The organism is Streptomyces sp. R-07 (genome assembly GCF_049913175.1).
In the GTDB taxonomy this organism is placed as follows: domain Bacteria; phylum Actinomycetota; class Actinomycetes; order Streptomycetales; family Streptomycetaceae; genus Streptomyces.
Genome location: NZ_CP183978.1, coordinates 2,363,703 through 2,382,181 on the forward strand (window position 1 = coordinate 2,363,703; position 18,479 = coordinate 2,382,181).

Below are 18,479 nucleotides of genomic sequence, written 5' to 3' on the forward strand. Positions count from 1 at the left end.
CCCTTCGTCAGCCGGCCAGGCCGGCGGTGAGCAGATCCACGAAGCCGACGTCCTCGTTGGCGACGCCGAAGACCTCGGCCCGCAGGAGGATGCGCTCGGCCCACGCGCGATGCGGCTTCACCTCGTTCATCTTGTTCGTGTAGGCGGAGCGGAGGACTCCGCCGCCGTCCCGCTCGGGCCGCAGGATGTCCTGGGCGTCGCTCCACTCCTCGTGGCTGACCACGGAGAGGGCGTGCACCGGCACCACGTGGGTGGGGTGGATGCAGGTCTTGCCGAGCAGGCCGTTGGCCCGGTCGAGTTCGATCTCGCGCAGCAGGCCGTCGAGGTCGTGCTGGATGAGGGCGGTGCGCAGGTCCTCGGCGCGGCCCTCCAGGAAGGGGCTGCGGCGCAGCTGCGGCTTGAACATGCGCTCGCCGGTCTTGAAGTACTCCCAGACGGGTCCGGTGACGGTGAAGCCGGTGCCGTCGGAGCGGCCGAGGACGTTGACGACGTCGGCGATGACGTTCGCGACGATCTTGATGTCGTAGGCGGTCATGTCGGGCGAGCGGCGCAGCCCGTAGGCGGAGCAGAAGTCGGTGACGCCGAGGCGGAGGGCGAGGACGCGGTCGCGGTACTTGTCGGTGATCGAGGCGATCCCGGCGAGGGTCTCGGCCCGGGTCTCCAGGTGGAGGAGCTCGGGGGACTCGAGGACGGGCATGGCGAAGAGGCGCCTGCCGCTCGTCCGCTCGGCCTGGGTGAGCGCTTCGAGGAAGGCGCGGCCGCGGGTCTCGGTGAACTTGGGCAGCACGAATCCGGACAGCAGCCGGACCGATGCGCCGAGGCGGTCGACCAGGTCGGTGATCTGGCGCGGTTCGCGGACCCGGATGAAGAGCAGGGGCAGGTCCGCGTCGTCGGCGGCGAGGTCGGCGAAGTGCTGGACGAGGTTGGCCTCGCCCGCCTCGACCTCGGCGTCGCTGATGGAATCCTCCAGGCAGAGCACCATGGAGACCACTCCGCGACCGGCCTGTTTGCGGACGGCGTCGGCGAGCCGGGGCCGGGTGGCCGGGCTGTAGAGCGTGGCGCCCAGGGCCACGGCGAGCGTGCGGGCGGGCGAGTCGGCCGTGAACTCGGCCGGCTCCCGGTGGAACAGTCCGGCCCGCACCGCGGACGGGAAGTGCCCGAAATGACGCATGTAAGTCCCCCGTCTGCCTCTCCGGGCCCTGATGACATGTGGCCGGTAATAGTACGTAGGTACGGGTGTCCTTAGTTCCCCTGGTGCGTGAAATTCAGGTAACTCGTCAGCATCCGTCGCACTGTCCCAGTATCGGTCGTGCCCCCGCGTTGTCCGCGGGTCGGGCGGGAGGGCAGGATTGCGGTCATGACGCACGCGATGCTGAAGGGCTCCAACGTCCCTCTCGACACCGCGGCCGTACGGGCCGTGCTCTGCTGGACCCCGGGCCCCGGGGTCCCCGACGTGGATGCCTCGGCCCTGCTCCTCGGGCCGTCCGGCCGCGTGCGGTCCGACGAGGACTTCGTCTTCTACAACCAGCCGCGCCACCCTTCGGGCCTGGTGCGGCGGCTGCCGAAGAAGCGGGTCGCCGAGGGCCTGACGGACACCGTGGAGGCCGATCTGGCCGGACTCGACGTCTCGGTCGACCGGGTGGTGATCGCGGCCTCCTCCGACGGCGGCACCTTCCGGTCCGTCTCCGACCTGCGCATCCTGGTGTACGACGCGGTGGCCGGGTCCGAGCGCGAGCCGCTGGCGCTGTTCGACGTGACGGCGGAGACCGGCGAGGAGACGGCGGTCATCTGCGGCGAGCTGTACCGGCGCGGGGACGCCTGGAAGTTCCGCGCGGTGGGACAGGGCTACCCGACGGGGCTCGTCGGCCTCGCCACGGACTTCGGCATCTCGGTCGACGAGGACGCCGCCCAGGAGGCCCAGGAGGCCGCCCAGGACGCCCAGGGGCCCGTCGGCGGTGCCTCCGGGGCCACGGAGGCCGCACCGGCCACCGGCTCCCCCTCCACGGGCTTCCCGGCCGCCGGCTCGCGCGACCCCGACCTCGACCTGACCGTGGTCCACACCCCCGTGCCGCCGCAGCCGGCCGTACCGCCCATGCCGGACCGGGCGCCCGCTTACGGCTACCCGCAGGGGGCGCCTCCCGGGCCGCAGGGCCCAGGGGGAGAGTCGGTGAACGCCCCGGCCCCCGCGTACGGCTACCCCCAGCCGGTGGCCGCCGCCGAGCAGAACCCGGCACCGGACTTCCGCATGCCGCCGATGGGGCCCCAGTTCGTCCGCGCGTGAGGACAGGGCCCTACGCCTTGGTCTTGTAGCCGCGTCCCCACTGGAGTCCCCAGCCGTACAGCCGGTCCAGTTCGGCCTGGAAGCCGTACACGAACCGCACCTCGCGGCGGACGGTCAGCTCGCCCTTGACGTTCTCCATGGAGAAGACGGCGCAGGAGCGGGCCTGCGGGGCGCGCTCGTCGAGCTCGATCTCGATCCGGGGGCCGTTGCTCGGGTAGAGCGTGACCTTGGCGTGCGTACGGTCGAAGGCGGGCGTCTGGTCGTAGATGTACACGAAGAACAGCAGCCGCTTGATCTCGTCCTTGTTGTCCAGGTTGACGAAGATCGTCTCGCCCGAGGAGCCCCCGAAGCGGTCGTCGCCGCTCAGCTTCACGTACGGGGCCGCGTTGAGGTCGCCGAAGAAGCCGCCGAGCGGCTGTACGACGCCCTTGCTGCCGTCGGAGAGCTCGTAGAGGCAGCCCAGGTCGAGGTCGACGTTGACCATGCCCTGGGTGTGGGCCTGGACGACCTCGGGCTTGAAGAGCTGGGCGGGGTTCCGCAGCAGCCGTCCGCTCTGTCGGGAGCGGCCCTCGATGTCGGAGGTCCGCATCCGCCAGGAGAGGTTCACCCGGAGGTTGCCGGTGGCGGCGCCCTGCTTGGTGAGCGAGACGGTCGGGCGCCGTTTCGTCAGGTCGATCGCGTTCGACGCGGCGCTGCCCGAGTCGAAGTGCGCCGCCCTCCCCGGAAACAGGTTGTCCCAGAAGGCCATGCCGCCTTCACCCCCCACTGGTCGTCAACACCGCGGCCGTCGACGCCGCGCACATGCCTGCGGGGCGGCCGGATGCACCGGTCGCCCCGCAGTGAAGCATTCCTCGCTGCCAGGGGTGTCACACCCCGGACGGCACCTCGGTCTTGTCGTCCGAGGAGCCTGATCCGCCCTCGGCCGCCGCGAGCCGCTTGTTGCGGCGGACGGAGGACCAGAAGGACCAGCCGATGAGCGCGACGCCGATGCCACCGGTGACGATCTCGGGGATCTCGTACTGGATGGTGATCATGAGGACCACGGCCAGGGCGCCGATCGCGTAGTGGGCGCCGTGCTCCAGGTAGACGTAGTCGTCGAGGGTGCCCTGGCGGACCAGGTAGACCGTCAGGGAACGGACGTACATGGCGCCGACGCCCAGGCCGAGCGCCATCAGGACGATGTCGTTGGTGATGGCGAAGGCGCCGATGACACCGTCGAAGGAGAAGGAGGCGTCGAGGACCTCCAGGTAGAGGAACATGAAGAAGGCGGCCTTGCCGGCGAGCTGCACGGCGGAAACCTTCTTGCCGGTGCGCTTGGCCTCTTCCTCGGCCTCCTGCTCGGCCTCCTCTTCCTCCTCCAGCTTGTTCTCGAAGTAGCCGGAGAGACCGCCGACGACGAGGTACGTGATGAGGCCGGCGATGCCGGAGATCAGGACCGTCTGCGCCTTGTCGACGTGCGCGCCGCCGTGCTGGTGGGCGTGGGTCGCGAAGGTCATCGAGGTGACGAGCAGGACGACGAGCGCGATGCAGACCGACAGCATGTCGACCTTGCCGAGCTTGGCCAGCGGGCGCTCGATCCAGCGCAGCCACTGGATGTCACGGTCCTCGAAGATGAAGTCGAGGAAGATCATCAGCAGGAACATGCCACCGAAGGCGGCGATCGACGGGTGCGCGTCGGTCACCAGCTCCTGGTACCGGTCGGCGTCGTTCAGCGCGAGATCGACGGCCTCGATGGGGCCGATCTTCGCGCTGATCGCGACGATCACGACGGGGAAGACGAGGCGCATGCCGAAGACGGCGATGATGACGCCGATCGTGAGGAAGATCTTCTGCCAGAAGGCATTCATCTTCTTCAGGATTCCGGCGTTGACCACTGCGTTGTCGAACGACAGCGAGATCTCGAGGACGCAGAGGATCGCGACGATCCCGAACGCCTCCCACCCCCCGTAGGCAACCGCCACGGCCAAGCCGAGCACAGTGATCGCGAACGACCAGCCGAAGGTTTTCAGAATCACTGTCTACCCCATCGTGAAATTACAGGCTTTACGAAACGTTGACCCCGAAGTCTAGAGCGATGCCCCGGAGCCCGGACGCGTACCCCTGTCCCACCGCTCGGAACTTCCATTCGCCGTTGTACCGGTAGAGCTCGCCGAAGATCATCGCGGTCTCCGTGGAGGCGTCTTCCGAGAGGTCGTACCGGGCGAGTTCCTGGCCGTCCGTCTGGTTCACGACGCGGATGAACGCGTTGCTGACCTGGCCGAAGCTCTGGCCGCGGTTGTCGGCGTCGTGGATCGACACCGGGAAGACGATCTTGTCGCAGTGCGCCGGCACCTTGGTGAGGTCCACGATGAGGGACTCGTCGTCGCCTTCACCCTCCCCGGTGAGGTTGTCGCCGGTGTGTTCGACGGAGCCCTCGGGGCTGCGGAGCTGGTTGTAGAAGACGAAGTACTCGTCCCCGAGCACCCGGCCGGCCTGGCACAGCAGGGCGCTGGCGTCGAGGTCGAAGGGAGCTCCGGTGGTGGAGCGCGCGTCCCAGCCGAGACCCACGAGGACCTGGGTGAGGTTGGGTGCGGCCTTGGAGAGGGAGACATTGCCTCCCTTGGCGAGCGTGACGCCCATGATTCGGTTCCTCCCCGGTGGTGATGAGGCACGTCCGGCGCCGCACGGGGTGTGCGGCGCCGGACGGTTCGAACGGTTCGGCTCAGACGTTGACGCCGAAGTCCTGCGCGATGCCGCGCAGACCCGAGGCGTAGCCCTGGCCGACGGCGCGGAACTTCCACTCGGCACCGTGACGGTACAGCTCGCCGAAGACCATGGCGGTCTCGGTCGAGGCGTCCTCGGAGAGGTCGTACCGGGCGATCTCGGCGCCACCGGCCTGGTTCACGACGCGGATGAACGCGTTGCGCACCTGGCCGAAGGACTGCTGGCGGTTCTCGGCGTCGTAGATCGAGACCGGGAAGACGATCTTGGCCACGTCGGCCGGCACGGTGGCCAGGCTGACCTTGACCTGCTCGTCGTCGCCCTCGCCCTCGCCGGTGAGGTTGTCACCGGTGTGCTCGACCGAGCCGTCGGCGCTCTTCAGGTTGTTGAAGAAGACGAAGTCCTGGTCGTTGCGGACCTTGCCCTCCTCGCTCACCAGGATGGCGCTGGCGTCGAGGTCGAAGTCCGTACCGGTGGTGGTGCGGACGTCCCAGCCCAGACCGACGGTCACGGCGGTGAGGCCAGGGGCCTCCTTGGTCAGCGAGACGTTGCCGCCCTTGCTGAGGCTGACTCCCACGAGTCCCTCCATAGGTTTCCAGGGGCAGCGCCCCCAGTCGTGCGTTGGCATCGGATCAACGTCTGGATCCTAGTGACGGGTTCCCGGTCGAAACAGTCGATTCGCCCGGTGAATCCGAGGGTGTCGGCCCCGGGACGCTCAGAGGACTTCGAGGGCCTTGACGTAATCGCCGAGGTCACGGGCGTCCGACAGGGAATTCACGACCGTCCAGCGGACGACGCCCGCCTTGTCGATGACGAAGGTGCCGCGGACCGCGCAGCCCTTCTCCTCGTCGAAGACGCCGTAGGCCCGGGAGGCCTCGCCGTGCTTCCAGAAGTCGGAGAGCAGCGGGAAGTCCAGGCCCTCCTGGTCGGCGAAGACGCGGAGGGTGTGGATGGAGTCGTTGGAGACGGCGAGGAGCTGGGTGTCGTCATTGACGAACGCCGGGAGGTTGTCCCTCAGCTCGCGCAGTTCACCGGTGCAGACGCCGGTGAAGGCGAAGGGGTAGAAGAGCAGCACCACGTTCTTCTCGCCGCGGAAGTCGGAGAGCCGCACGGTCCGGCCGTGATTGTCCTTGAGCTCGAATTCCGGGGCCTTGGTGCCGACCTCGATCGCCATCGCGTACGCGTCCCTTTCGACGGGGCCCGGGCCTTGGGCCGTACCGGTGAACCCCACCCTACGGCCTGCGCACGAAAGCCCCCGCCGGCGGGCCGGCGGGGGCTTGTCGCAGCGTGGTGATCAGCGCTTGGGGGCGGTCAGGCGGGTGCCCGTCCAGTCCTTGGCGATGCTGATGCTCTTGGTCTGGGAGAGACCAGCTGTCTGCGCGGCATCGTTGATGTCGCTCGGCTCGATGTAGCCGTCGCGGCCGGTCTTCGGCGTCAGCAGCCAGATGGTGCCGCCGTCCTCCAGAAGACCGATGGCGTCCACCAGGGCGTCGGTGAGATCGCCGTCCTCGTCGCGGAACCACAGCACTACGGCGTCGGCGACGTCGTCGTACTCCTCGTCCACGAGTTCGGCCCCGATGATGGACTCGATGCCTTCACGGAGATCCTGGTCGACGTCGTCGTCGTAGCCGATCTCCTGGACCACCTGTCCGGGCTCGAACCCCAGCCTGCCGGCCGGGTTGGTCCGCTCCTCCGCGTGGTCCGCGGTCGCGCTCACGGCTTGCCTCCTGCTCATTCGGTAAATGCTGTGGGCCACGCGTATGCGCGCGGCGCTGGCCGTAGTCCACACGTGCCGGGGCGGATCGCGCAAGTACCCGGCCGCCGAGACCGCCGAAACGGTGACGTTTGGGGCCGTCTCGCCCCAACTTCCGGCATCGTCGGACCCTCCTCCGTGATCAGGCACACATGCTTCGTACCGGTTTGACGACTTCTGCGGTTTCAGTCTGCCGAACACCCGGACGGAACGCATGCGCGGGTTGGGCGTAAGGTTGCGATTTGACCGCACCCGCACATCTGGAGGGCACGGCAAGGCACCCCCCGGGGGGTTACCCCTCGGTAAATGTGACGTCCGGCGTCGGCGGGGTACACGATGGACATCCCGACCACCCCCGTGGCCCCGTGGACACCCATCGAACAGCGAAGGAAGAGCGTGGCTCCCGGATCCGATCGCAACCCGATCATCATTGGCGGCCTTCCCAGCCAGGTCCCGGATTTCGACCCGGAAGAGACCCAGGAATGGCTCGACTCCCTCGACGCGGCCGTCGACGAGCGGGGCCGTGAGCGAGCCCGCTACCTCATGCTCCGTCTGATCGAGCGGGCCCGCGAGAAGCGCGTGGCCGTGCCCGAGATGCGCAGCACGGACTACGTCAACACCATCGCCACCAAGGACGAGCCGTTCTTCCCCGGCAACGAGGAGATCGAGCGCAAGGTCCTCAACGCCACCCGGTGGAACGCGGCCGTGATGGTCTCGCGCGCCCAGCGCCCGGGCATCGGCGTCGGCGGTCACATCGCGACCTTCGCCTCCTCGGCCTCGCTGTACGACGTCGGCTTCAACCACTTCTTCCGCGGCAAGGACGAGGGCGACGGCGGCGACCAGATCTTCTTCCAGGGGCACGCCTCCCCCGGCATCTACGCCCGCGCGTACCTCCTCGACCGGCTGAGCGACACCCAGCTCGACGGCTTCCGCCAGGAGAAGTCCAAGTTCCCGAACGGCCTTTCGTCCTACCCGCACCCGCGGCTGATGCCGGACTTCTGGGAGTTCCCGACCGTGTCGATGGGCCTCGGCCCGCTCGGCGCGATCTACCAGGCGCGGATGAACCGGTACATGGAGGCGCGCGGCATCGCCGACACCTCCAAGTCGCACGTCTGGGCGTTCCTCGGCGACGGCGAGATGGACGAGGTCGAGTCGCTCGGCCAGCTCTCCATCGCCGCCCGCGAGGGCCTGGACAACCTGACCTTCGTCGTCAACTGCAACCTCCAGCGGCTCGACGGCCCGGTCCGCGGCAACGGCAAGATCATCCAGGAGCTGGAGTCGATCTTCCGGGGCAACGGCTGGAACGTCATCAAGCTGATCTGGGACCGCTCCTGGGACCCGCTGCTCGCGCAGGACCGCGACGGCATCCTGGTCAACAAGCTGAACACCACCCCGGACGGCCAGTTCCAGACGTACGCGACGGAGACCGGCGGCTACATCCGGGACCACTTCTTCGGCGACGACCACCGGCTGCGGGCCATGGTCGAGGGCATGTCGGACCAGCAGGTCCTGCACCTGGGCCGCGGCGGTCACGACCACAAGAAGATCTACGCGGCCTACGCGGCGGCGAAGGCCCACGCGGGCCAGCCGACCGTGATCCTCGCGCAGACCGTCAAGGGCTGGACGCTCGGCCCGAACTTCGAGGGCCGCAACGCGACCCACCAGATGAAGAAGCTGACGGTCGACGACCTCAAGCGCTTCCGCGACCGGCTGCACATCCCGGTCACCGACCGGCAGCTGGAGGAGGGCCTGCCGCCGTACTACCACCCGGGCCGGAACTCCGAGGAGATCCAGTACATGCACGACCGCCGCAAGGCGCTGGGCGGGTACGTCCCGACCCGGGTCGTGCGGGCGAAGCCGCTGGTCCTCCCCGACGAGAAGACCTACGCGGCGGCCAAGAAGGGCTCCGGGCAGCAGTCGATCGCCACCACGATGGCCTTCGTCCGCATCCTGAAGGACCTCATGCGGGACAAGGAGATCGGCAAGCGCTTCGTGCTGATCGCCCCCGACGAGTACCGCACCTTCGGCATGGACGCGTTCTTCCCGAGCGCCAAGATCTACAACCCGCTGGGCCAGCAGTACGAGGCGGTGGACCGCGAACTCCTCCTCGCCTACAAGGAGTCGCCGACCGGCCAGATGCTCCACGACGGCATCTCCGAGGCCGGCTGCACGGCCTCGCTGATCGCCGCGGGCTCCGCGTACGCCACGCACGGCGAACCGCTGATCCCCGTGTACGTCTTCTACTCGATGTTCGGTTTCCAGCGGACCGGCGACCAGTTCTGGCAGATGGCCGACCAGCTCGCGCGCGGCTTCGTGCTCGGCGCCACCGCGGGCCGGACGACGCTGACGGGCGAGGGCCTCCAGCACGCGGACGGCCACTCGCAGCTGCTGGCCTCGACCAACCCGGCCTGCATCGCCTACGACCCGGCGTTCGGCTTCGAGATCGCGCACATCGTCAAGGACGGCCTGCGCCGGATGTACGGCCCCGAGGCCGAGGACGTCTTCTACTACCTGACCGTCTACAACGAGCCGATCCAGCACCCGGCCGAGCCCGAGAACGTGGACGTGGACGGCATCCTCCAGGGCATCCACCGCTTCAGGCCGGCCGAGGCCGGAACGATCCCGGCGCAGATCATGGCCTCGGGCGTCGCCGTGCCGTGGGCGATCGAGGCGCAGCGGATCCTCGCCGAGGAGTGGAACGTCAAGGCCGACGTCTGGTCCGCGACCTCCTGGACCGAGCTGCGCCGTGAGGCCGTGGCCGTCGAGGAGCACAACCTGCTCCACCCGGACGAGGAGCAGCGCGTCCCGTACGTGACGCGCAAGCTCCAGGGCTCCGAGGGCCCGTTCGTCGCGGTCTCGGACTGGATGCGGTCGGTGCCGGACCAGATCTCCCGCTGGGTGCCGGGCGCCTACACCTCGCTGGGCGCGGACGGCTTCGGCTTCGCGGACACGCGCGGTGCGGCCCGCCGCTACTTCCACATCGACGCGCAGTCGATCGTCCTCGCGGTGCTGACCGAACTCGCCCGCGAGGGCAAGGTCGAGCGCTCGGCCCTGAAGCAGGCCGTGGACCGCTACCAGCTGCTCGACGTGGCGGCCGCCGACCCCGGCGCCGCGGGCGGCGACGCCTGACGGCAGCGGCCGAGACCCGTTTCGGCTGGTGAGGGCGGTGGGACGCGATCCCGCCGCCCTTCGCCATTCCTTACGATGCCGGTCATGCCCGTCAAGAAGCTTCGCTGGGAAGAGCGCACCCAGACACCGCTCCTGGTGCTCGCCGTCGCGTTCGGCATCGCCTACGCGGTGCCGATCGTGGCTCCCGGCGCCGAGCCGTGGGTGCACCAGCTGTGCACCCACGTCGAGTGGGCCGTCTGGGGTGCCTTCGCGCTCGACTATCTCGTCCGTCTCGGGCTCGCCCGGAACCGCTGGCTCTTCGTGCGCGGCCATCCGGTGGACCTGCTCGCGGTGATACTGCCGATGGTGCAGCCGCTGCGGCTGCTGCGGGTCGTCTCCACGCTCCTCCTCGTGGGCCGGCGGGCCCGGATGGCCCCGCAGATAACGCTCACCACCTATGTGGCGGGCGCGGTGGTCGGGCTGATGATGTTCGGCTCGCTGGCCGTCCTGCACGTCGAGCGGGACGCCCCGAACGGCAACATCAAGACGCTCGGGGACGCGGTCTGGTGGTCGTTCACCACGATGACCACGGTCGGCTACGGCGACCACGCCCCGACCACCGGTCTCGGCCGGGTCCTCGCGGTGGGCCTGATGCTCTCGGGCATCGCCCTGCTCGGTGTCGTCACGGCCAACATCGCGGCCTGGTTCATCTCCCGCTTCGACCGCGACGACGCGGTGGAGCGCCGGCAGACGGAGCTCCTGGAGGCGCTCACCCTGGAGGTCCGGGAGCTGCGCGCGGAGGTGGCCAGACTCTCGGCCCCGCCCGGCCCCGAGCCGTACCAACCGCCGCCGGGCCCGCCCGGTCCGCCCGGTCCGCCCGGTCCGAACCCGTACGAGCCTCCGCCCGGTCCGAACCTGTACGAGCCTCCGCCCGGTCCGAACCCGTACGAGCCTCCGTCCGGCCCGGCCGCCCCGCCCGGCCCGGACGATCCGCGTGAGGTCCCCTCGCCTAGCGCTCCCAGAGTTTGAACGCTCTGACCTCGTAGGCCGTCTGCGGTACCCAGGTCCCGCGCCCCGGGTACGTCTCGAACTCCCCCATCTCCCCGCACTCGGCCGACTGGTAGGTGGTGACCGGCCGCCCCGTGCGGTTCGCCAGGGACTGGGCCGAGGTGCCCGGGGGCAGGGCGACGCAGCTGTCGATGTCGGTCGTGGCCAGCTCGTACGTCCACGGCTTGCCCTTGAAGTCGGGCTTCGGCCAGAGACAGAGGCGGCCGGGCCCGCAGGCCCCGAGAGCCGTGCCCCCGGCGGGTGCGGCGCTCGCGGGCGCCGCGAGAAGGGCGGTCAGGACGGCCGCGACGGCAAGAACAGTCTTCGTATACATACTGGTGAACCCCCGTTTCGTCACTCTCTGTAACCATGAGAATGGCGGAGGTCTCCGGCGAACGGAAGAGGGGCCGCCCCCGTTCACGCGAACGGGTGACGGCCCCCTACGGGAACCCTGACGGGCACCTGACGTGCACCCACCGGGCACCCGACGGGCGTCAGATGTGACCGCCCATGCCGCCCGCCTCCGCGTTCGCGCCGCGCTTGGTGAGCGTGGCGACGAGGGCCGCGACGACGGCGACGGCACCGGCGACGGTGAAGGCCAGACCCATGCCGTCGAGGAAGGTGTCGTGGATGACCCCGGTGATCTGCTCGAGGAGCCCGGGGGTCATCCCCGGCGCCTGGGCCAGCTCCGGCGGGGCCATGCCGAACTCGGCGGCCTGCTCCAGCTGCGGGCTGACCGGGGCCGGGATCCCGGCCTCCTTCCAGTTCCCCGCGAAGGAGTCGGCGACCTTCGAGGACATGACGGCGCCGAGCACCGCCGTGCCGAGCGCGCCGCCGACCTGCATGGCGGCCTGCTGCAGACCACCGGCCACACCGGAGAGCTCCAGCGGCGCGTTGCCGACGATGACCTCGGTGGCACCGACCATGACCGGCGCGAGGCCGAGGCCGAGCAGGGCGAACCAGAGGGACATCGTGAGGGTGCCGGTGCCGGCGGTGAGCGTGATCATGCCGAACATCGCGACGGCCGTGCAGACCATGCCGCCGACGAGCGGCACGCGCGGCCCGAACCTGGTGATCAGCGCGCCGGCCAGCGGCGAGGAGACGATCATCATCGCGGTCAGCGGCAGCAGGTGCAGACCGGCGTCGACCGGGCCGAGCCCCTTCACGCCCTGGAGGTAGAAGGTCACGAAGAAGAGGCCGCCCATGAAGGCGAAGGCCATCAGGACCATCAGCACCACGCCGGCGGAGAGCGGCACGGAACGGAACATGGCCAGCGGGATCAGCGGCTCCTTGACCTTGGTCTCCCAGAAGGCGAAGACCGCGAACAGGAACAGCGCGCCGATCAGGCAGCCCCAGGTCTTGCCGCTGGACCAGCCCCAGGACTCGCCGGCCTTGATGAGGCTCCAGACGAGGGAGGCCATGGCGCCGGAGAGCAGCAGGATGCCGAGGACGTCGAAGGAGCGCGGCGCGTTCTCGGCGCGGTGGTCCTTGAGGATGAGCAGGCCGAGGACGAGCGCGACGACGCCCACCGGCACGTTGATGAAGAAGACGGACTGCCAGTTGACGTGCTCCACGAGGAAGCCGCCGAGGATCGGGCCGCCGGCCGTGGACGCGCCGATGACCATGCCCCAGATGCCGATCGCCATGTTCAGCTTCTCGGCGGGGAAGGTGGCGCGCAGCAGGCCGAGCGCGGCCGGCATCAGCAGGGCGCCGAAGAGGCCCTGCAGGACGCGGAAGGCGATCACGGCCCCGATGGAGTGGGAGAGGCCGATGGCGCCGGAGGCGGCGGCGAAGCCGGCGATGCCGATGAGGAAGGTCTGTCGGTGGCCGAAGCGGTCACCGAGTTTGCCGGCGGTGATCAGGGCGACGGCGAGCGCGAGCAGATAGCCGTTGGTGATCCACTGGACCTGGGCGAGGGTGGCGCCGAGGTCGTCCTTGATGGCCGGGTTGGCGATGGCGACGATCGTGCCGTCGAGCGCGACCATCATCACGCCCACGGCGACGCCGAACAGGGTCAGCCAGGGGTGGCCGCGCAGTCCCTTCGCCGGGACCGGAACGGGTTCCCGGGCGTCCCCCTGACCCTGCGGGGCCTTTTCCACGGTGGTCTGACTAGTCATGAGAATCAGGCTAATGACAGTCACTGACAATTGACAAAGCGATTCACACGTCGGTAACTGTCACGTAGCTCACAGGTACGCTGAGCAGGACGAAATGCCTGGAAAGAGGACCCCGAAGTGACCCTGCCCGGACTGCGCGAGCGGAAGAAGCAGCGCACGCGCGACGCACTGACCCGGGTCGCCCTGGAGCTCTTCACCACCCAGGGGTACGAGCGGACCACCGTCGACGAGATCGTCGACGCCGTGGAGGTCTCCCAGCGCACCTTCTTCCGGTACTTCTCCTCCAAGGAGGAGGTCGCGTTCGCCGTCCAGCAGATGGTGGAGGAGCGTTTCGTCCACGCCCTCGGGCAGCGGCCCCGGGCGGAGGGCCCCCTCGACGCGATGCGCAACGCCGTCCTGAGCGCCTGGGACACCATCGGCGAGGCGATCGCCGAGGTCGTCCCGGTCGAGCTGCACCTGCGCGCGTACCAGATGATCGAGTCGACGCCCGCGCTGCTCGCCGTCCACCTGCGCCGCTCCACCGAGATGGAGGAGACCATCGCCCGGATCATCGCCGAGCGCGAGGGCCTCGACGTCGACGAGGACCCGCGCCCCCGGATCGCGGTGGCGGCGTTCAGCGGGGTGATGCGGGTCACCGGCCAGATGTGGGGGCGGGGGACGGACCAGAGCCTGGAGGCCATCCGCGCCCTCACCGAGGAGTACCTCGACCACCTCGGCCCGGCGCTCGCCCCGCACTGGCGGACCCGGGCCGAATAGGGGCCCACCGCGCACTGGCGGAATGAGGGACCTTCCGCGCACTGGCGGGACCAGGCGGGACCAGGGGCCCGCCGGGCACTTGCGGGACCGGGCGGAACAAGGGACCCGCCGCGCACCGGCGGACCCATGCGGAACAAGGGCCCCGGCCCGCGCCGTCATCTCCGCCCCGTAGGGTGGCCGCCCGTGACCTCCGTCGATGCCTCGCCCGCCCTCGTCGCCTCGCGCGCGCTCCTCGCGCTCGCCGTCGTGTTCGTCCTCCTCGCGACCACCGGGTGGACCACGATCCGGCACCGGCCCGTGCCCTGGCCGTCCCGCGAGGCCGCGCTCTCCGCCTGGGCGCGGGACCGGATCGACCACCGGCCGCTGCCCGACCCGGCCGCCCCGGCCCGTACCCTCGCCGCCTTCTTCGCCGGCCTCGGCCCGGCGCGCAGCGCCGCGCTCGCCGCCCGGCACCCGCTCGTCGTCGGCAACCTCAACGGCGCCCCGGTCGCCCTCCGCTACCGCGCCAACCGGATCACCCTCACGCGCGCGTACGCATCCGAGCGGACCAGGGTCGACGACACCAGGCTCTCCCCCGAGGGCCGGCACGAGGCCCGCCGCCGGGTCGACCGCTTCGCCTCGCTGATGCGGCCCGGCCGCCAGGTCCTCTCCTTCGACCCGACCGGTACGGGACGGGCCGCCGAGGTCCTCGGAGACCTGGAGCGTGCCCGGCGCATATCGGTGATCGTGCCCGGCGTCGACACCAACCTGCTCACCTTCCAGAAGACCCACGGCCGGTACGGCGCCCCCGCCGGCATGGCCGAGGCCCTCTACGCGGCCGAGCGGCGGACCTCGCCCCGCGCGCGCGTGGCCGTGATCGCCTGGGCCGACTACACCGCGCCCGCCGGCCTCGGCGTCGACGCGATGACCGGGCGGCTCGCCGAGGAAGGTGCCGTACGCCTGGTGGGCCTCACCGAGTCGCTGCCCCCCGAGGCGCGCGTGGCGCTCTTCTGCCACAGCTACGGCTCCGTGCTCTGCGGGGTCGCCGCCCCCCGGCTGCCCGCCCGGGTGACCGACGTGGCCGTGGCCGGCAGCCCCGGGATGCGGGTCGAGCGCGCGGCCGAACTCGACAGCCCCGCGCGTCTGTGGGCCATGCGGGACGCCGACGACTGGATCGCCGATGTGCCGCACCTGGAGGTCGGCGGGGTCGGGCACGGCGCGGACCCGGTCGCACCGGAGTTCGGTGCCCGGCTGCTCTCCGCGCGCGGGGCGCTCGGCCACAGCGGCTATTTCACGCCGGGGACGGAGAGCCTCGGCAACTTCGCCGCGATAGGCGTCGGGGCCTACCCGAGTCTGGTCTGCGCACGTGCCGACAGCGCTTGCCACGACGGAATATCCGGCACGGAAGGGCCCTGACGCGCGTAGATCACGCAATTTCGGGACCTTTCACAGGGGCGACGCAAGGGCACACGCCGCTTACGATGAGGCGTATGGGTGATGTGCTGGCCGGAATTCATGCCACCTGGGAGCTCGAGAGCGACGCGCTCGTCATCCGCTTCGAACGGGGGATCCGCACGCCGAAGCTCTTCCAGGCGCTGCGAGAGAGACGCGTACCGCACGAGGCGCTGGCGTCGGTGACGCTCACGCCCGGCAAGCGGGGCACCGTCGTGCTGCACGCCGTGCCGAGACCGGGCGCCGATCCGCTGATGGAGGCGGCCGCGGGGCAGCTCAAGGAGGGCAGCGATCCGTACCGCCTGGTGCTCCCGGCGGAACGCGAGACGCTCGCCGAGCACTACCGGGACGAGCTGCGGGCGCTCCTCGCCTCGCACCCGGGGGCCGCGGGGGCCTCCGGGTACGACGGGGACGGAGCCGGGTACGCGTCGGAGGACGGGACCGTCGGGGGCGTCGTGCCCGCCGACCGGTTCCTGGTGGCGCCGCCGCCGGGTCCGCAGTCCTTCAAGGCGTACGACGCGAGGGCCAGCTTCGACGGGACCTCCGAGGTCGCGTTCCGCTGGTCCAGGACGGGGGCGTCCTCCGAGAAGTGGAAGGCCGGTGACCAGGTCTTTCCCGTACGGGACCTCTGCGGGGTCGAATGGCGCTCGCCGGACGGTCTCGACGGGTACCTGCGGCTGGTGCCGCGGGACGGCGGGCCCCGGGCCGACCTGCCCGACCGGGACCCGGCATCCGTCGTCTTCGGCCGCTACGGGCCGGTGTACGAGTCGCTGACCTTCGCGGCGTCGGTCCTCACCGCGATCCGTGCCAAGGACCGCGCGCCCGTACCCGTCGCGGCGCCGGTCGGGGCGCGGGAGGCGGAGCACCGGGATCCGGGGGCGGTGGCTGAAAGGATTCGGCACCTGGGTGAACTGCATCAGGCGGGGCTGGTGACGGATGCGGAGTTCTCGGCGAAGAAGGCGGAACTCCTGGCGGAGCTTTGAGGGGGGCGGGGCCGTCCCCCTCACGTCCACCCCGCCCACCTCCGTGTGGGCAATCGTCCCGTAGGGGGGACCCCCATCGCCCCGGCGGAACGTATGCCCACAACGGGGTCATACTCCGGTATCAGGCGCCGCCCCACTCCCCGGTATGACGCCTGTCGGCAGGGGTGCTGCCTACGCTGAGCTCGTCATGGATATCGAATCGCGGCCCCGGCCGACCACCACTCCCCCGCCCGCCCCCCGCCCGTTCCGTGGCCGGTGGCCGGTGGCGCGGACGCGCGAGATGTTCCAGGGTCTCGGGGCCGCGCTCACCACCCCGACCGCGCCGGGGGATCCGCTCCTCGCGGGCGCCGCGAACCGGTGGGTGCGGCTGCTGCCGTACGTGGTCGCCGTCGCCTTCAGCGCCGCGCTCCTCCCCTCCACGGTCCTGCTCCTCGTCAACGACTACGGCGTCAACGGCGCCCTCGCCGGCGCCATCGGCACCGCCCAGGCCGCACCGCTGCTGCTCGCCGTCACCCGGCCCCTCCAGGCCTGGTGGATCGTCTTCGCCGCCGATGTGCTCGGCGCGCTCGTGCTGCTCGGCTCGGACGGTCCCCGCGCCGAGTACTGGCCCTGGACCCCGCCGCTCCTCGTCGGCTACTGCGCCCTGATGGTCGCGCTCGGACTGCGCGAGTCCCGGCGGGCGCTGTTCGGTGTGTGGCTGGCCACCGGCGTGGCCGGATACGTCCTGGAGGCCTTCCAGCCCGCCGGGTACACCAGCATCCACACCCTGCTGCTCGTCCTGAGCGGCGTGCTGCTGCTCCTCACCTCGGCCGTCCGCGCCCGGGGCGACGCGCAGCGGCGGCTCGTCGAGCAGGAGACCATCAGCGAGGCCGAACGGGCCCGCCGCACGCTCCTGGAGGAGCGGGCCAGGATCGCGCGCGAGCTGCACGACGTCGTCGCCCACCACATGTCCGTGATCACCGTGCAGGCGGACTCGGCGCCGTACCGCATCCCCGAGCTCCCGGAGGCGGCCCGCGAGGAGTTCACGTCGATCGCGGCGAGCGCGCGCGAGTCGCTGGCCGAGATGCGGCGGCTGCTCTCGGTGCTCCGCAGTGACGGCAGTGAGGGCGAGCGGGCCCCGCAGCCGGGCCTCGACCGGGTCCAGCAGCTCGTCGAGGCGACCGTACGGGCGGGGGTGCCGGCCGAGCTGCGGCTCGCCGCCGACCTCGGTGACGTGCCGCAGGCCGTGGACCTGTCCGCGTACCGGATCGTGCAGGAGGCCCTGGCCAACGTCGTGCGCCACGCGCCGGGGGCGTCGACCCGGGTGTCGGTCCGGGCCGACGAGGGGTGGCTGACGGTCCTCGTCGTCAACGGGCCGTCCCTGGAGGAGGGTTCCTCCGTCGAGCGGGGTGCCCCCGGCACCGGACACGGGCTGGTCGGCATGCGGGAGCGCGTACGGTTGACCGGCGGCTCGCTGGACACCGGGCCGCTGCCGGACGGCGGCTTCCGGGTCGCGGCCCGGCTTCCCCTGCGTACGAAGGACACCGAGTGACCATCCGCGTGATCATCGTCGACGACCAGGCCATGGTTCGGGCCGGTTTCGCCGCGCTGCTCGCCGCGCAGCCCGACATCGACGTGGTCGGCGAGGCGCCGGACGGGCGGCAGGGCGTGGAGGTGGCGCGCTCGGCGCACCCGGACGTGGTCCTGATGGACGTGCGCATGCCGGAGCTGGACGGGCTCGCCGCCGCCCGGGAGATCCTGCACCCGCCGGCCGGGGTCACGCACCGGCCGAAGGTGCTGATGCTGACCACCTTCGACGTCGACGACTACGTGTACGAGGCGCTGCGCGCGGGCGCGTCCGGCTTCCTCCTGAAGGACGCGCCGCCGGCCGATCTCATCGCGGCGGTACGGATCGTGGCGGCGGGCGAGGCGCTGCTCGCCCCGTCCGTGACCCGCCGGCTCATCGCCGACTTCGCGGCCTCGCGCCCGGCGCCCCGACGCGACACCACGGCGCTGCGCCTGAACGGGCTCACCCCGCGCGAGACGGAGGTCCTGGAGCTGATCGCCCGGGGCCTGTCCAACCAGGAGATCGCGGACAGCCTGGTCCTCGCCGAGCAGACGGTGAAGACCCACATCGGCCGCGTCCTCGCCAAGCTGGACCTGCGCGACCGGGCGCAGGCGGTGGTCTTCGCGTACGAGTCGGGGCTGGTCACGCCCGGGGAGTCGCGCTAGGGGGTGTCCTGTCGTTCAGGTCGCGAGCCCGGCCTGAACGGCAAGACACCCCCTGGCACCCGGGGGGAAACCCCACCATCGGCCTGGTGTTG

The 18,479-nt window shown here is 70.7% G+C and carries 17 protein-coding genes; 8 read left to right on the forward strand and 9 right to left on the reverse strand.

Annotated elements, in window-relative coordinates; all coding sequences use genetic code 11:
- Positions 1-7: 7 nt before the first annotated feature.
- Positions 8-1,171 carry an HpcH/HpaI aldolase/citrate lyase family protein gene (locus ACN9M0_RS10680; RefSeq protein WP_366038153.1) on the reverse strand — a complete coding sequence of 388 codons (1,164 nt, stop codon included), beginning with the start codon at positions 1,169-1,171 and terminating at the stop codon, positions 8-10.
- A 186-nt stretch (positions 1,172-1,357) separates the two neighbouring features.
- Here ACN9M0_RS10680 and ACN9M0_RS10685 point away from each other — a divergent pair, with 186 nt between their 5' ends.
- Positions 1,358-2,281 carry a TerD family protein gene (locus tag ACN9M0_RS10685; RefSeq protein WP_426403507.1) on the forward strand — a complete coding sequence of 308 codons (924 nt, stop codon included), beginning with the start codon at positions 1,358-1,360 and terminating at the stop codon, positions 2,279-2,281.
- Between the two features lie 10 nt (positions 2,282-2,291).
- On the opposite strand, the gene ACN9M0_RS10690 is transcribed toward ACN9M0_RS10685, so the two are convergent.
- From ACN9M0_RS10690 to ACN9M0_RS10715, 6 genes are all read right to left on the reverse strand, one after another.
- Entirely contained in the window at positions 2,292-3,029 is a 738-nt protein-coding gene (locus ACN9M0_RS10690) for a TerD family protein (RefSeq protein ID WP_366038155.1), read from the reverse strand.
- Between the two features lie 118 nt (positions 3,030-3,147).
- Positions 3,148-4,296, reverse strand: coding sequence for a DUF475 domain-containing protein (locus tag ACN9M0_RS10695; protein ID WP_366038156.1), 1,149 nt, complete (start codon positions 4,294-4,296; stop codon positions 3,148-3,150).
- 28 nt (positions 4,297-4,324) lie between these two features.
- Positions 4,325-4,900 (reverse strand): TerD family protein, encoded by a 576-nt coding sequence (locus ACN9M0_RS10700; RefSeq protein WP_366038157.1) that lies wholly within the window; start codon positions 4,898-4,900, stop codon positions 4,325-4,327.
- 82 nt (positions 4,901-4,982) lie between these two features.
- Positions 4,983-5,558: a TerD family protein gene (locus tag ACN9M0_RS10705; protein WP_026058190.1), complete on the reverse strand. Its 576-nt coding sequence runs from the start codon at positions 5,556-5,558 to the stop codon at positions 4,983-4,985.
- A gap of 138 nt (positions 5,559-5,696) precedes the next feature.
- The gene (locus ACN9M0_RS10710; protein ID WP_366038159.1) at positions 5,697-6,155 is read right to left on the reverse strand and encodes a peroxiredoxin; all 459 of its coding nucleotides are present in this window, start codon (positions 6,153-6,155) and stop codon (positions 5,697-5,699) included.
- A gap of 120 nt (positions 6,156-6,275) precedes the next feature.
- Positions 6,276-6,698, reverse strand: a complete 423-nt coding sequence (locus ACN9M0_RS10715; protein ID WP_366038160.1) for a DUF3052 domain-containing protein — start codon at positions 6,696-6,698, stop codon at positions 6,276-6,278.
- A gap of 432 nt (positions 6,699-7,130) precedes the next feature.
- Here ACN9M0_RS10715 and aceE point away from each other — a divergent pair, with 432 nt between their 5' ends.
- Together aceE and ACN9M0_RS10725 are read left to right on the forward strand one after the other, a co-directional pair.
- Positions 7,131-9,863 carry a pyruvate dehydrogenase (acetyl-transferring), homodimeric type gene (gene aceE / locus ACN9M0_RS10720; protein ID WP_366038161.1) on the forward strand — a complete coding sequence of 911 codons (2,733 nt, stop codon included), beginning with the start codon at positions 7,131-7,133 and terminating at the stop codon, positions 9,861-9,863.
- A gap of 75 nt (positions 9,864-9,938) precedes the next feature.
- Entirely contained in the window at positions 9,939-10,871 is a 933-nt protein-coding gene (locus ACN9M0_RS10725) for a potassium channel family protein (RefSeq protein ID WP_426403508.1), read from the forward strand.
- Here the strand turns inward: ACN9M0_RS10725 and ACN9M0_RS10730 are convergent.
- Positions 10,852-11,223 carry a peptidase inhibitor family I36 protein gene (locus ACN9M0_RS10730; protein WP_426403509.1) on the reverse strand — a complete coding sequence of 124 codons (372 nt, stop codon included), beginning with the start codon at positions 11,221-11,223 and terminating at the stop codon, positions 10,852-10,854. The genes ACN9M0_RS10725 and ACN9M0_RS10730 overlap by 20 nt on opposite strands.
- A 160-nt stretch (positions 11,224-11,383) precedes the next feature.
- Positions 11,384-13,006: an MFS transporter gene (locus ACN9M0_RS10735; RefSeq protein WP_366038164.1), complete on the reverse strand. Its 1,623-nt coding sequence runs from the start codon at positions 13,004-13,006 to the stop codon at positions 11,384-11,386.
- A gap of 117 nt (positions 13,007-13,123) precedes the next feature.
- Here ACN9M0_RS10735 and ACN9M0_RS10740 point away from each other — a divergent pair, with 117 nt between their 5' ends.
- From ACN9M0_RS10740 to ACN9M0_RS10760, 5 genes are all read left to right on the forward strand, one after another.
- A complete protein-coding gene (locus tag ACN9M0_RS10740; protein WP_366038165.1) occupies positions 13,124-13,762 on the forward strand; it encodes a TetR family transcriptional regulator in 639 nt (212 codons plus the stop codon).
- A 183-nt stretch (positions 13,763-13,945) separates the two neighbouring features.
- Complete coding sequence (locus tag ACN9M0_RS10745; protein WP_426403510.1) at positions 13,946-15,157, forward strand: alpha/beta hydrolase; 1,212 nt, start codon at positions 13,946-13,948, stop codon at positions 15,155-15,157.
- 74 nt (positions 15,158-15,231) lie between these two features.
- Positions 15,232-16,176, forward strand: a complete 945-nt coding sequence (locus ACN9M0_RS10750; RefSeq protein WP_366038167.1) for a DUF4429 domain-containing protein — start codon at positions 15,232-15,234, stop codon at positions 16,174-16,176.
- Between the two features lie 187 nt (positions 16,177-16,363).
- Positions 16,364-17,707, forward strand: coding sequence for a sensor histidine kinase (locus ACN9M0_RS10755; protein ID WP_426403511.1), 1,344 nt, complete (start codon positions 16,364-16,366; stop codon positions 17,705-17,707).
- A complete protein-coding gene (locus tag ACN9M0_RS10760; protein WP_366038168.1) occupies positions 17,704-18,387 on the forward strand; it encodes a response regulator transcription factor in 684 nt (227 codons plus the stop codon). The genes ACN9M0_RS10755 and ACN9M0_RS10760 overlap by 4 nt, the downstream gene beginning before the upstream one ends.
- Positions 18,388-18,479: the final 92 nt, after the last annotated feature.